At 42.3% G+C, this 14269-nt stretch carries 11 protein-coding genes and 1 pseudogene; 10 read left to right on the plus strand and 2 right to left on the minus strand.

Annotated elements, in window-relative coordinates:
• Positions 1–101: 101 nt before the first annotated feature.
• The 4 genes from sufC (at position 102) to KFO40_RS09035 (ending at position 4060) form a co-directional block, all read left to right on the plus strand.
• Positions 102–854: a Fe-S cluster assembly ATPase SufC gene (gene sufC, locus KFO40_RS09020; RefSeq protein ID WP_004307398.1), complete on the plus strand. Its 753-nt coding sequence runs from the start codon at positions 102–104 to the stop codon at positions 852–854.
• Positions 855–867: 13 nt separating this feature from the next.
• Complete coding sequence (gene sufD, locus KFO40_RS09025; protein ID WP_004309459.1) at positions 868–2211, plus strand: Fe-S cluster assembly protein SufD; 1344 nt, start codon at positions 868–870, stop codon at positions 2209–2211.
• 19 nt (positions 2212–2230) lie between these two features.
• Positions 2231–3442: an aminotransferase class V-fold PLP-dependent enzyme gene (locus tag KFO40_RS09030; RefSeq protein ID WP_004309460.1), complete on the plus strand. Its 1212-nt coding sequence runs from the start codon at positions 2231–2233 to the stop codon at positions 3440–3442.
• A 291-nt stretch (positions 3443–3733) separates the two neighbouring features.
• On the plus strand, positions 3734–4060 hold the full coding sequence (locus KFO40_RS09035) for a heavy metal-binding domain-containing protein (protein ID WP_004315412.1): 327 nt from the start codon (positions 3734–3736) through the stop codon (positions 4058–4060).
• Between the two features lie 108 nt (positions 4061–4168).
• Here the strand turns inward: KFO40_RS09035 and KFO40_RS09040 are convergent, their stop codons facing one another.
• The gene (locus KFO40_RS09040; protein ID WP_008024093.1) at positions 4169–6358 is read right to left on the minus strand and encodes an alpha-galactosidase; all 2190 of its coding nucleotides are present in this window, start codon (positions 6356–6358) and stop codon (positions 4169–4171) included.
• Positions 6359–6440: 82 nt separating this feature from the next.
• Positions 6441–6818: pseudogene (locus tag KFO40_RS25655) on the minus strand (TonB-dependent receptor); the annotation flags it as partial.
• On the opposite strand from KFO40_RS25655, the gene KFO40_RS09045 reads away from it, so the two are divergent.
• From KFO40_RS09045 to KFO40_RS09070, 6 genes are all read left to right on the plus strand, one after another.
• Positions 6805–7005, plus strand: a complete 201-nt coding sequence (locus tag KFO40_RS09045; protein ID WP_004309462.1) for a helix-turn-helix domain-containing protein — start codon at positions 6805–6807, stop codon at positions 7003–7005. The pseudogene KFO40_RS25655 and the gene KFO40_RS09045 sit on opposite strands and share 14 nt — an antisense overlap.
• A gap of 616 nt (positions 7006–7621) precedes the next feature.
• Positions 7622–9826 carry a sodium-translocating pyrophosphatase gene (locus KFO40_RS09050; protein WP_004315410.1) on the plus strand — a complete coding sequence of 735 codons (2205 nt, stop codon included), beginning with the start codon at positions 7622–7624 and terminating at the stop codon, positions 9824–9826.
• Between the two features lie 89 nt (positions 9827–9915).
• Entirely contained in the window at positions 9916–10518 is a 603-nt protein-coding gene (locus KFO40_RS09055) for a ribonuclease HII (protein WP_117809337.1), read from the plus strand.
• A gap of 180 nt (positions 10519–10698) precedes the next feature.
• Complete coding sequence (locus KFO40_RS09060) at positions 10699–12240, plus strand: DUF5723 family protein (protein ID WP_211146275.1); 1542 nt, start codon at positions 10699–10701, stop codon at positions 12238–12240.
• A 294-nt stretch (positions 12241–12534) separates the two neighbouring features.
• Complete coding sequence (locus KFO40_RS09065; RefSeq protein WP_128131788.1) at positions 12535–13149, plus strand: RNA polymerase sigma-70 factor; 615 nt, start codon at positions 12535–12537, stop codon at positions 13147–13149.
• Positions 13146–14135 (plus strand): FecR family protein, encoded by a 990-nt coding sequence (locus KFO40_RS09070; protein WP_211146276.1) that lies wholly within the window; start codon positions 13146–13148, stop codon positions 14133–14135. Before KFO40_RS09065 ends, KFO40_RS09070 begins: the two co-directional genes overlap by 4 nt.
• Positions 14136–14269 lie beyond the last annotated feature (134 nt).

Below are 14269 nucleotides of genomic sequence, written 5' to 3' on the forward strand. Positions count from 1 at the left end.
ATTTACGATTTACTATTTGGCTGCGCGCTTGTAGGAGGTAAATTGTCGGTAGTATAGGTTTTTAATAGTAAATAGTAAATGGAAAAATAGTACATATAATCATGTTAGAAATAAAAGACCTGCATGCCAGCATTAATGGCAAAGAGATATTGAAGGGTATTAACCTGACGGTGAATCCCGGTGAGGTGCACGCTATTATGGGGCCGAATGGCTCCGGTAAAAGTACGCTTTCTTCCGTATTGGTGGGAAATCCGGCTTTTGAGGTAACAAAAGGTTCGGTCACGTTTTATGGAAAGAACCTGTTGGAGTTGAGTCCTGAAGATCGTAGCCATGAAGGGATCTTTCTTAGTTTCCAGTATCCGGTAGAGATTCCGGGTGTGAGCATGGTCAACTTTATGCGTGCTGCTGTGAATGAGCAACGCAAATATAAAGGTCTGCCTGCGCTGACAGCCAGTGAGTTTCTGAAACTGATGCGTGAGAAACGTGCGGTGGTAGAGCTGGATAATAAGTTGGCTAACCGTTCGGTGAATGAAGGCTTTTCGGGTGGTGAAAAGAAACGGAATGAGATTTTCCAGATGGCCATGTTGGAACCGCGGTTGAGCATTCTTGATGAGACAGACTCCGGTTTGGATATTGATGCGCTCCGTATTGTTGCGGAAGGAGTGAACAAACTGAAAACTCCTGAAACAAGCACAATCGTTATTACTCACTACCAACGTTTGCTTGATTATATCAAACCTGATATTGTACATGTCCTTTATAAAGGTCGTATCGTAAAAACTGCCGGACCGGAACTTGCGCTGGAACTGGAAGAAAAAGGATATGATTGGATCAAGAAAGAAGTAGGAGAATAACAAATAATAAGTTATGATAGTTGAACAACAATATATAGACCTCTTCTCACAGACGGAAGCAATGATCTGCAAGCATAGCGCCGAAGTGCTGAATGCGCCTCGTGCAGCTGCATTTGCCGATTTTGAGCGGCTCGGATTTCCGACCCGTAAGATGGAGAAGTACAAATATACGGATGTGAGCAAGTATTTTGAACCGGATTATGGTTTAAACTTGAATCGTCTGGCTATTCCGGTCAATCCGTATGAAGTGTTTAAGTGCGATGTGCCGAATATGAGTACCGCTCTGTATTTTGTGGTAAATGACGCATTTTATAATAGAGCACTTCCTAAAGTCAATCTGCCGGAAGGTGTGATTTTCGGCAGCTTGAAAGAAGTGGCCGGACAGCATCCGGAATTGGTGAAGAAGTATTACGGTCAGTTGGCAGATACTTCCAAAGATGGGGTGACTGCTTTCAATACAGCTTTTGCGCAAGACGGCGTTGTATTTTATGTGCCGAAGAATGTAGTGGTAGAAAAACCGATCCAGCTGGTAAATATCCTGCGTGCAGATGTCAACTTCATGGTGAACCGCCGCGTACTAATCATCCTGGAGGATGGCGCGCAAGCCCGTCTGCTGATTTGTGACCATGCAATGGATAACGTGAACTTCCTGGCAACACAAGTGATTGAAGTATTTGCAGGTGAGAACACGGTATTCGATATGTATGAACTGGAAGAAACACATACAAGCACCGTTCGTATCAGTAACCTGTATGTAAAGCAGGAGGCAAACAGCAATGTATTGTTGAATGGAATGACTTTGCATAATGGTACTACCCGCAACACCACTGAAGTATTGTTGGCAGGAGAAGGAGCTGAGATAAACCTCTGTGGCATGGCAATTGCCGATAAGAACCAGCACGTAGACAATCATACAAGCATCGACCATGCCGTACCGAACTGCACCAGTAATGAGCTGTTTAAGTACGTACTCGACGATCAGTCGGTAGGTGCGTTTGCCGGACTGGTACTGGTGCGTCCCGATGCGCAACATACGAACTCCCAGCAAACTAACCGGAATCTTTGTGCTACGCGTGATGCGAGAATGTACACACAGCCTCAATTGGAAATTTACGCGGATGATGTGAAATGTTCGCATGGAGCAACGGTAGGCCAGTTGGATGAGGGTGCATTATTCTATATGCGTTCACGAGGTATTGCAGAGAAAGAAGCCCGTTTGTTATTGATGTTCGCATTTGTCAATGAAGTGATTGATACCATCCGTTTGGAGGCACTGAAAGATCGCCTGCATCTATTGGTAGAGAAACGTTTCCGTGGCGAGCTGAATAGATGTCAGGGCTGTGCCATTTGTAAGTAACCACTAATAATTAATAAACGTGGATATTCAAAAGATACGTGAGGATTTTCCGATATTGAGCCGTACGGTTTACGGTAAACCTTTGGTTTATTTCGACAACGGTGCGACGACGCAGAAACCCCGTCTGGTAGTTGATGCGTTGGTGGATGAATATTATTCCGTTAATGCCAATGTGCATCGCGGTGTGCATTATCTTTCGCAACAAGCTACGGAATTGCATGAGGCTTCCCGTGAAACGGTGCGTCAGTTTATTAACGCCCGTAGCACGAACGAAGTTGTCTTTACTCGCGGAACAACGGAAAGCATCAACCTGCTTGTTTCCAGCTTTGGTGACGAATTTATGGAAGAGGGGGATGAAGTGATTCTTTCCGTAATGGAACATCATAGTAACATCGTTCCCTGGCAACTGCTGGCTGCCCGAAAGGGAATTGCCATCAAAGTGATTCCAATGAATGACAAAGGCGAACTCTTGCTGGATGAATACGAAAAACTATTTTCCGAACGAACGAAAATAGTCAGCGTGGTTCATGTTTCGAATGTGCTGGGTACGGTGAATCCGGTGAAAGAAATGATTGCAACGGCTCATGCGCACGGCGTACCTTGCCTGATAGACGCTGCACAGTCTATCCCTCACATGAAAGTGGACGTACAGGAGTTGGATGCTGATTTTCTGGTGTTCTCTGCCCATAAAATATACGGTCCGACAGGTGTCGGAGTGCTTTATGGAAAAGAAGAGTGGTTAGACCGCCTTCCGCCTTATCAGGGAGGAGGAGAGATGATTCAGCATGTCTCTTTTGAGAAGACCACTTTCAACGAACTTCCTTTCAAGTTTGAAGCCGGTACGCCCGACTACATCGGAACTACCGGACTGGCAAAAGCCCTTGATTACGTGAATGGACATGGACTTGAGCAGATAGCAGCCCATGAGCATGAACTGACAACTTACGCTTTGCAACGGCTGAAAGAGATTCCCCAGATGCGTATATTCGGTGAAGCAGCCGAACGGGGAGCAGTCATCTCCTTCCTGGTAGGAGATATCCATCATTTCGACCTCGGAACGTTGCTGGATCGTTTGGGTATTGCCGTGAGGACGGGGCATCATTGTGCACAACCTCTCATGCAACGTCTTGGTATAGAAGGAACTGTACGGGCTTCGTTTGCCATGTACAATACGAAATCGGAAATAGATACATTGGTGGCGGGAATTGAACGCGTCAGCAAGATGTTCTAACAATATAAGCCGCTATTCCTGTGGGATGGCGGCTTTTTTTATTCTTTAACTAAAAAAAGATGCTTTCAAGTGCAGTGATTTGAACTTTTGTGCGTCTAATAGGTAAAGAAACAAAATGTTCATTGAATATTAGGAGGGTCGTGAGACCATGCTCATATTATATAAATTCTCTCTCTTTAACATTAATCGCAGCTATATCGTAAGAAATTACGGTGTAGCTGCAACTTTTTTAGGGGGAGTTGCGTCTAACTAAATACATATAACTTACAGATAACTAATAAAGAAAAAACTATGCTGATGACAACCACTCCCATCATTGAGGGAAAACGAATAGTGAAATATTATGGAATAGTTTCCGGAGAGACAATCATAGGTGCCAATGTATTCCGTGACTTGTTTGCAAGTATTCGGGATATTGTGGGTGGTCGTTCCGGTTCTTATGAAGAAGTGCTGCGTATGGCAAAAGATACAGCGTTGAAGGAAATGGAGGCACAAGCAGCTCAAATGGGAGCTAATGCCGTGATAGGTGTTGATTTGGATTATGAGACAGTTGGAGGTAGTGGCAGTATGCTGATGGTGACTGCTAACGGCACAGCCGTAAAGATTGAAGAGGATTAATTGATTATTGTTTTTTTTACTACAGAGAACACGGAAGACGCAGCGCATATACTTTGTTTAGTATCAATGGTATAAAACGCTGTGTCCTCCGTACTTCTGTGGTGAATATTATTCGGCAGTCAGTTCAATCACACGGCTGAAAGCCTGATTGGTAGTGAAAGCATTGATTCCTACTTTCATCAGATAATCTCCTGAATAAGTCTTCTCATTGGCAGCAAGATTCGATTTAGAATTCGGCATCAGGTTGATTTCTTTCACCTTATACATTTTCTTTGCATCCAGTCCCTGAAGTTTAACCGGGAGCAGCTTCTCACCGAAACGTGGGTGGATATCGTAGGTATAAAGCACTGCTTTGTTCTTGTCCGGTGCGGCGTACATGACAGACATGTGATTACCATCGTATGGAGAAACCAGTCTGTACTGGTCACCATCCAGAATCACTTTCTTCAGACGCGTCCAGTTGGCAACTGCGTTTTGGCAAAAAGTCTGTTCGTCCGCATTCAGCTCTTTCAGTCCGAGGTCGAAGCCCAGTTTACACATACTTGCTACATCGGTACGGAATTTCACGCTTGTCTTCTTGTTCCAGCTGGTTACGTGTGCGTCCATTGCTTTGGCAGGGAAGATTTGTGAGAATCCCCATTGGATAAACAGACGCTCTATCGGGTCTGTATTGTCACTGCACCAGAATTCTGTGAAGTATTTCAATGCTTCGTAGTCGCAACGGGCGCCACCGCCGGAGCAAAGCATCATCGGTACGTTCGGATATTTGTCTTTGATACGTTCCAATACATTATATATACCACGTACATGGTCGATATAAAGTTGTCCTTGTTTATTCTTCAAATAGGGAGAATAAATATTTGTGATGGGAGAGTTGCAGTCCCATTTAAAGAAAGCCACTTCCGGGTTCGCTGTCAGGATGTTATCCACTACGCCAAACACAAAATCCTGTACTTTCGGATTGCTAAGATCGAGCACCAGTTGGTTACGGTAATAGTATGTTTCGCGATTGGGCAGTGTGATAGCCCAGTCAGGATGCTTCTCGAACAATTCACTTTTGGGGTTTATCATCTCCGGTTCGATCCAGATACCGAATTTCACTCCGGCTTCTTTGGCAGACTTCACGAGTGCGGGAATACCGCCCGGCAGTTTGGATTTCATCACTTCCCAGTCGCCCAGTCCGGCATTGTCGCTGTTGCGCGGATGCTTGTTGCCGAACCAGCCATCATCCAACAAGAACATATCTACACCCAGATGTTTGGCTTCTTTCATCAGTTCGGCAAGCAGTTTCTCATCGAATTTGAAGTACGTATTTTCCCAGTTATTCAATAAAGTCATGCGGTCGCCTTGTCCGTCTTTCAGTTGGTGGTTGCGTGCCCATGCGTGGAGGTTGCGGCTGGCTTCGCCCGTACCGTTGTTGCTGAAAGTAAAGATGAATTCGGGAGTGGTAAATACTTCGTTCGGTTTTAGTTCATAATCAGATGCATACGGGTTGATGGCGGGGATGACGCGGAGGTTGCCTACGTTGTCCACTTCAAAGGTAAACTGGAAGTTGCCTGTCCATCCGATAGTCCCTAGCATGGCACGTCCTTGTGTTTCCTGTGCCGGTTGTTCAAAACCAAGTTCGAAGAACGGGTGGGTATGCATGGCGGCACGGCTTCCCAGTTTGGTGTCGATCACCTTTTTGCCGAACAATAGAGGTTGTGTGCTCATTTGTGCTTCTTTAGCCCAGTCGCTGCTGAATTCAGTCAGATAATACTCGTTTCCCGAGAAATAAAGCATGGTCGAAGCGTAACGCCAGATGGTGACAGGTTTCTTTTCAGCATGTTTGATTTCACTCCACGTCTTGATGACGTTTTCTTTCGGATAAGCGATGTAATGCAGCGTGACTTCCACCGGGTACTGATCGTCTTTCAGTTGGATGACTGTCTCCGTGCCGCCTGCCACTGCTTTTTGTTCGGAAGATACATAACGGAGAATCGTGCTTGGGTTTCCATCATTGTGCGTGATTGCTACAGCCGGTTCAAAATAATCCTCGGCGCCGGAGCCCGGATATACTTCCCATCCACGGGTGGATACGCTGCCGTCACTGCCTCCTTTCACGTATGGAGAAAAGTTGTTGATGTCTTTCTCGTTCAGCAACTTATCGCCCAGATAAGCCTGATAAAGTCGTCCGTTGGGAGCTACTTGGAGAATTAGGTCTGTGTTGTCCGTTGCGATGCGGATAACGTTCTTTTCCTGGGCGTCCATTTGTGCCAGGGTAAACAATGCCGTAAGTAATACGAAAAGTTTCTTCATGGTTTTTTAATAATTAATTAGGTATTAGTTAGTTTGTGGGCATATAATGCCACAAAGATAGTTATAATTCGTTTGGTATGAACTAGAATTTGATGCTTGCGCTAAATTCTACGGTGAATGGGCGTAAATAGTTTCCACTCATATAATTTCCGGCGTATTGGACAGCTTCTTCTTTCGTAATCAGTTCCGAACCGTTGATGGTTCCGCTGGCTCCTTTCTGATTCAGGAAGTTGATGACTGTTGCCCCCAGAGACAGGTGCTTGTTTACGTTTCAGTTGATTCCTCCGAACGTTTCCCAGCGCCCGTTGAAGTAGAGCGCTTCCTGAAGATTGGCGTACGTCTTGCCGAAATAGCGGAAACTAAGCTAGAGGCGTAAGTCTTTCGTGATGTTGTAGCTTGGGTCGAGTTCGACAAGTATCTGCGGGATCTCTTTTACGATCATTCCGTTGGCATTGACCGACCTTTCCTCACTCGATTTTATCCGTATCATCCGGCTAAAACATGCTGCGGAATTGTTGCAGGAGGGAGAACTGCGCACCAATGAAATTTGTGACAGGGTAGAATTTCAGTCACCTTCTTACTTCGCCAAAGTATTTCAGAAACAGTTTAAAGTTACTTCTACGGAGTTTGCCCAGCAGAATAAGTAGAGAATGGCATATAGTTAGTTGTTATTGACTATTGTTCGTTATCTCTTTGTTTGAATTTGAACTGAAATTAGTTCATTTCTATACGGAAATAACTCCCAATACTATTGCTGGCAATAACTCGTCAGTATGCAGCTTTTATTTCTTTCTCTTGCTTATATTATTTTTTCAATTGCCTAAGGAGTTTTCGTTTGACTATAGTTGAACGAACGCTTGACATATGTTGAACTATCGCTTGACTATAGTCAAACGAAAATTTGTTAGGCAATGAAATAACTATTAATAGGTAAACGCTTGCTTAAAAATAACTAATAAAATCATTAGTGGCAATTGATCCCAAACTAGGCAATTTCTGGTTAAATGGGAATTTAATTCAGACAGAAGAACATAAGAACAAAAAAATAAAATAGCAGTTCAATAAGCAACAGAAATAATTTTCAAAGCGCAGCTTTTATGTTCTTTTGTTCTTATGTCTAAAAAGAACTACCATCTGCTCATTTGTCCAAAGAGACGTATAAAAAATAGAATGATTCAACTCTGTAAATTCTTTCTTTTTTACTTGCTTATTTCGATTGATTTCCATACTTTTAGCCTCCGTAATCCTTTAAAAATTGACCCTATGGACAACATTCTTTTCTGGCTCGTTCCAGTCGCTTCCGTGTTAGCCCTCTGCTTTGCTTATTACTTTCATAAGCAAATGATGAAAGAGGGTGAAGGTACACCCCAAATGATAAAAATAGCTGCTGCTGTGCGCAAAGGAGCTATGTCTTATCTAAAGCAACAATACAAAATAGTAGGTTGGGTATTCTTGGGGCTGGTTATTTTGTTTTCAATTATGGCATACGGCTTTCATGTACAGAATGCCTGGGTTCCCATTGCTTTCCTTACAGGTGGATTCTTCTCCGGGCTTTCCGGATTTCTGGGGATGAAGACGGCGACATACGCGTCCGCTCGTACCGCTAATGCTGCCCGTACTTCTCTGAATGCAGGATTGAGAATTGCTTTCCGAAGTGGTGCCGTGATGGGACTGGTGGTCGTTGGCCTGGGACTGCTCGATATATCTTTTTGGTATCTGTTGCTGAATGCAGTGATTCCTGCTGATGCACTGACACCTACTCATAAACTCTGTGTAATCACTACCACCATGCTGACATTTGGTATGGGAGCTTCTACCCAGGCGCTTTTTGCCCGTGTAGGCGGTGGTATCTATACAAAGGCAGCCGATGTCGGAGCCGACTTGGTAGGCAAAGTAGAAGCTGGAATCCCGGAAGATGACCCTCGTAATCCTGCCACTATTGCCGATAATGTGGGCGATAATGTAGGCGACGTGGCCGGTATGGGAGCCGATTTATACGAATCTTACTGTGGCTCGATTCTGGCAACAGCCGCACTGGGTGCTGCTGCTTTTATCCATTCGGCAGATACAGTGATGCAATTCAAGGCAGTGATCGCCCCGATGCTGATCGCGGCTGTTGGTATTATCCTTTCTATTATAGGTATATTTGCTGTCCGTACCAAGGAGAATGCGACTATGAAGGACCTACTCGGTTCGTTGGCTTTCGGCACGAATCTTAGTTCCGTATTAATTGTTGCTGCTACATTCCTTATTCTGTGGCTTCTGCAACTTGATAACTGGATTTGGATTTCTTGTGCCGTAGTAGTCGGACTATTGGTAGGTATTATCATCGGACGTTCTACGGAATATTATACTTCCCAATCCTATCGCCCTACCCAGAAACTAAGTGAAAGCGGTAAGACCGGACCCGCCACCGTAATTATCTCCGGTATCGGTTTAGGTATGCTTTCTACGGCTATTCCGGTAATTGCAGTCGTGATTGGTATCATTGCTTCCTATCTGTTGGCTTCCGCCGGCGATTTTGCCAATGTCGGTATGGGACTATATGGAATCGGTATTGCGGCTGTCGGCATGCTTTCTACTTTAGGTATCACTCTGGCAACGGATGCTTACGGCCCGATTGCGGATAATGCAGGAGGTAACGCAGAAATGTCCGGCTTGGGTGCCGAAGTCCGCAAACGTACCGATGCGCTCGATTCATTGGGGAATACGACTGCTGCCACCGGAAAAGGTTTTGCAATCGGTTCCGCTGCATTGACAGGGTTGGCTTTGCTGGCTTCTTATATTGAAGAAATCCGAATCGGCCTTACACGGCTTGGTAATGTAGATCTGACCTTTGCGGATGGTAGCTCCATCAGTGTGGCGAATGCTACTTTTATCGACTTCATGGATTATTATGAAGTACATCTGATGAATCCGAAAGTTCTTTCGGGTATGTTCCTCGGTTCCATGATGGCTTTCCTGTTCTGTGGATTGACAATGAATGCCGTAGGACGTGCAGCAGGGCACATGGTAGATGAAGTACGTCGCCAATTCCGTGAAATAAAGGGTATTTTGACAGGAGAAGCGGAGCCGGATTACGAACGTTGTGTTGCAATATCAACAAAAGGTGCGCAACGTGAAATGGTTGTGCCTTCCTTAATCGCTATTATTGCCCCTATCCTTACAGGTCTTATTTTCGGTGTTCCCGGTGTGCTCGGTTTGCTGATTGGTGGCTTGAGTAGTGGTTTCGTACTGGCTATCTTCATGGCTAATGCCGGCGGTGCATGGGATAATGCAAAGAAATATGTAGAAGAAGGAAACTTTGGAGGAAAAGGCGGTGAAGTTCATAAAGCAACCGTAGTAGGAGATACTGTGGGCGATCCGTTTAAAGATACATCCGGGCCGAGCTTGAATATCTTAATAAAGCTAATGAGCATGGTAGCCATTGTAATGGCAGGACTTACTGTTGCTTGGAGTTTATTCTAAAAAAGTAGGAAAGAAGTAAGAAAAAGGAGGCAAAACAAGTCTCCTTTTTTAATTTGAATTACCTTTGTGTCAAAATAGAAGCGATAAATATGTTATTACCTTATTTGAACGAGAATCTGATTGAAGCCGGATGTGATGAGGCCGGTCGTGGATGTTTGGCGGGAGCAGTATACGCTGCTGCGGTTATTCTTCCGAAAGATTTTAAGAATGAACTGTTGAATGATTCCAAGCAACTGTCGGAAAAGCAACGTTATGCACTGCGTGAGGTAATAGAGAAGGAAGCGATAGCCTGGGCGGTTGGCGTCGTGTCACCGGAAGAAATTGATGAAATAAATATCCTGCGGGCTTCTTTCTTAGCCATGCATCGTGCGGTGGATCAACTGACTACCCGCCCACAGCATTTACTAATCGACGGAAACCGTTTCACTAAATATCCCGGCATCCCCCATACCACGGTAGTGAAAGGCGACGGGAAATATCTTTCAATAGCTGCGGCTTCTATTTTAGCCAAGACATACAGGGACGATTATATGAACCGTCTCCACGAAGAGTTTCCTTATTATGACTGGGATCACAATAAAGGTTATCCCACTAAAAAACATCGCGCCGCCATTGCCGAACGTGGAACCACTCCTTACCATCGAATGACGTTCAATCTATTAGGAGATGGACAGCTAACTTTGAACTTCTAAAGTCACTTTGTTTCATTTTGCACATATTTTCTACATTTTTTTGCAGAATAAGCACGATTTTGTTACGGATAACCCTAAGATTGTTCTGTTTAGGCTAAAAAAGTGTTGCCTAGTGCTTTTATTTGTTATTGAAATGCTATATCTTTGCAAACGATAATAAGAATTAAAAAGTTTAAAATCATGGCAACGAACAAACTATTGTGGTCTTCTAAAATCATTGGGGTATTTTTTATGATGTTGGTTTGCACTCTTTCCGCAAATGCACAGTTTTTACGTACTTCTTATTTCATGGAAGGTACCCATTATCGTCAACAACTAAATCCGGCTTTAACACCGACGAAAGGTTATTTCAACCTTCCGGTGATTGGTGCTGTTAATGCAACTGTCGGTTCTACTTCATTAGGTTATCAAGATATCATTGATATCATTGATGATGGTGACGATTTCTATACTAAACCAGATTTTATGAATCGTCTGAAAGATAATAATAAGTTGAATGTGAACTTCAGTACGGAGATTCTCTCTGCAGGATGGTACAAAGGTAAGAACTTCTGGTCATTCAATATCGGTCTGCGTACAGATATCGGTGCTAACTTGACTAAGAATATGTTTACCTTCTTGAATGAGATGGAAACAGTTGAAGAAAACTGGAGAAACAGTAACTATGATATTAGTGGTCAACGATTGAACATTAATGCTTATACAGAAGTCGGTTTAGGACTTTCACGCCAGATTAACAGTCGTTTGACTGTTGGTGCTAGAGTGAAAGCACTATTGGGTATTGGCAACATGGAGTTGAAACTTAATAAAGTTGCGATGAATGCTAACTTACCTAGTGACGCAGAAATTGCAAAATGGTCTAGTGAGAGCTACTGGAATTCTATGAGTACTCCCGAAGCAATAAGAGCTGCACAGGAACTGAAAACTAAGTTTGATAATTATCATGCAAACTTGACTGTTGGCGCAGAACTGAAAAGTTCTTTCAAAGGTTTGGAATTGAAAGAAGAAGAAGGTAAAGACTATGTTACAGATTTCGACTTTGACAGTGGTAAATTGGGTATTGCAGGTTATGGTTTTGGTATCGACTTGGGAGCTTCTTATAAAATATTGGATAATCTGACAGTGTCTGCATCTGTTCTTGATCTCGGTTTTATTTCTTGGTCGAAATCAAGCACAAAAATCGCGTCAGCTAACCCGGATCCGATTGATATTAAAGGAAGTACCTATGCAAATATGGTTGATCCGAATAATCCGAATACTGTTATGAACGCTGTAAATCAGTTGCAGAATGACGCTCAAGGATATATGGACCGTGTAACAAATGGTGATGTACTTGACTATGACATGTTGCAACTCGAAGTAAGTGATGCTAAAGAATCTCGTAAATCTCGTCTTGCTTCTACTCTTGTACTAGGTGCAGAATACGGATTCTTCAATAACAAATTAGCAGTCGGTGTATTGTCAACAACTCGTTTTGTACAGCCTGATGCTCTTACAGAATTAACACTCTCCGCAAACTACCGTCCGAAAAGCTGGTTCAATGTAGCGCTTAGCTATTCAGCTATCCAGTCAGCTGGTAAATCCTTCGGTTTGGGTCTGAAATTAGGTCCTGTGTTTGTCGGAACTGACTATATGTTCTTAGGAAAGAACTCTAACACTGTTAACGGATTCGTTGGAGTATCTATCCCGTTGGGTGGAAGAAAAGCAAATAAAGAAGGATAAAATATTTTAATTTCTCTCTCTAAACATTCTCTTTTAATTAATTCTCTATAGAATAAAAAACGTATAATTACAGCCTGTCATCATAACTATATAGATAGTTTATAGATGACAGGCTGCTTTTTTATTATCTACTTTCTACTTAATATAACTAACATGTATTGCCTGTATTCAACTTGCAGAGAAGGAATTGTGCTATACAACATAAAAATAAGAATAAGTATTTTAGCTAGTAAACTACTCTTTAACTATAATTGCAATGAAAAGCAATACAAGTAAGATACTTAAAGATAAGATATGAAAACAGAAACAGATTCTTTCTATAAAGATATATGCAAAGGTGATCTGAAAGCTTTTGAATATTTTTATAAGAAATACCAGCCCAGGCTATTTGCATACGGGGTGGGAATATTGGGCGACGAGGAGGCTTCTAAAGATTTGGTTCAGGAGACTTTTATAGCCTTTTGGGAGAATAAGGAACGTTTGGTTACTTACTATTCTGTATCGTCTTATCTTTTCAAAATATTTCAGAGTAAATGTTTGAGCTATTTGAGAAAAAGAACGCTTTTGAGTGATTTCTCTAGTTTATCGGAATTGAAACTGAAAGAAATTGAGATGTCTTATTATAGTTCGGATAATATCAATGGAGGAACTGTTTTTATGAAAGAAGTAGAGGATCTATATGTAAAAACAATAAATGATTTACCTGATAAATGCCGTGAGATTTTTATTTTGAGTAAGGAGCAGGATGTGAAAGCGGCAGATATAGCAGAAAAACTGGGAGTTTCGGTAAGAACCGTTGAAAACCAAATATACAAAGCTATAAAAATAATGCGCCATGCAATGAGGGAGTATGCTGTTCCTGCCATTTTCTTAGTATTGTCCAATTTATTAAATACTTTATCAAGATGATTTCTGATATAGAAAATAGTTTACTAGTCAAGTACCTTAAAAATGAGCTTAATGAAGAAGAAAGCCAGAAGGTGATAGGATGGTTGGAGCAAAATAAGGAAAACCAAGAGTTTCTTTTTGGCTTGAAGGATTTATATATGCTTGGACGATGGGAGGAATTATCCAAGAAAGCGAATACAGCTCATGGCTGGGAAAAGTTGTCCGGGTCTATCAGGAAGCAGGGGCAGGGTAAGAATGTATTTCGCTCCTACTTGAAATATGCGGCAATTTTAATTGTATTCTTTTCTATGGGCTATGGGTATAAAACATATTTCCACCAACCCTCATCAATGATGAATACTATTATAACAGCAGAGGGGGAGAGAACAACAGTCATTCTTGATGATGGAACAAAAGTAAAGTTGAATCAAAATTCAAAGTTGGTTTATCCGGGCACTTTTGATGGAAAAAGCAGGAAAGTTGCATTGAGTGGAGAGGCGTATTTTGAGGTACTCCATGATGAAAAAAGTCCTTTTTTAGTTGATGCAGGTATGTATACGGTCAAGGTGTTGGGAACGAAATTTAATGTTGAGGCTTATCCGGGAGATATTTGCTCTTATACAAGCTTGAAAGAAGGGAAAGTGCAAATTTTGGAGAACGAAACGGAGGATGAACATATTTTGTCAGAATTGAGACCTGGAACCCAACTGGTTTATAATGTTCAGACCGGACAATACCAGTTAAATCAGGTAGACATAGAAGAAATTGGTGATTGGATGCGAGGGCAGATTGTGGTTAAGCACAAAACCTTGCAGGAACTGATAGATATCCTAAAGCAGAAATATGAATATAGTTTTGAACTACAAACAGATTCAATCAGTAATATCGTTTATAATATCGTGTTGGAACAGGAATCATTGGAGGAAATTTTAAATGATATAACTGTTATCACGCCTCAAGTCCATTATTCGATAAATTATGGAACTCGAACTGTAATCATACGCTAACTGCTGTTTACAGATAAACACTCTGTTGGGAGAAACGAGTAACGATGCTCCCTTTTGTAATTTAGTTCTACGTAATTATAGAAAATATAATGCGTGTGTTACTTCTATGTGCTTTCTATTTTGAGATTTTCAAT

Origin of the sequence: Bacteroides sp. 1001302B_160321_D4 (assembly GCF_015667765.1) — a bacterium.
Taxonomy (GTDB): domain Bacteria; phylum Bacteroidota; class Bacteroidia; order Bacteroidales; family Bacteroidaceae; genus Bacteroides; species Bacteroides xylanisolvens.

Coding starts and splice junctions, on each gene's coding strand:
- sufC (WP_004307398.1), top strand. CDS start 102: ATGTTAGAAATAAAAGACCTGCATGCCAGCATTAATGGCAAAGAGATA.
- sufD (WP_004309459.1), top strand. CDS start 868: ATGATAGTTGAACAACAATATATAGACCTCTTCTCACAGACGGAAGCA.
- KFO40_RS09035 (WP_004315412.1), top strand. CDS start 3,734: ATGCTGATGACAACCACTCCCATCATTGAGGGAAAACGAATAGTGAAA.
- KFO40_RS09040 (WP_008024093.1), bottom strand. CDS start 6,358: ATGAAGAAACTTTTCGTATTACTTACGGCATTGTTTACCCTGGCACAA.
- KFO40_RS09050 (WP_004315410.1), top strand. CDS start 7,622: ATGGACAACATTCTTTTCTGGCTCGTTCCAGTCGCTTCCGTGTTAGCC.
- KFO40_RS09055 (WP_117809337.1), top strand. CDS start 9,916: ATGTTATTACCTTATTTGAACGAGAATCTGATTGAAGCCGGATGTGAT.
- KFO40_RS09060 (WP_211146275.1), top strand. CDS start 10,699: ATGGCAACGAACAAACTATTGTGGTCTTCTAAAATCATTGGGGTATTT.
- KFO40_RS09065 (WP_128131788.1), top strand. CDS start 12,535: ATGAAAACAGAAACAGATTCTTTCTATAAAGATATATGCAAAGGTGAT.
- KFO40_RS09070 (WP_211146276.1), top strand. CDS start 13,146: ATGATTTCTGATATAGAAAATAGTTTACTAGTCAAGTACCTTAAAAAT.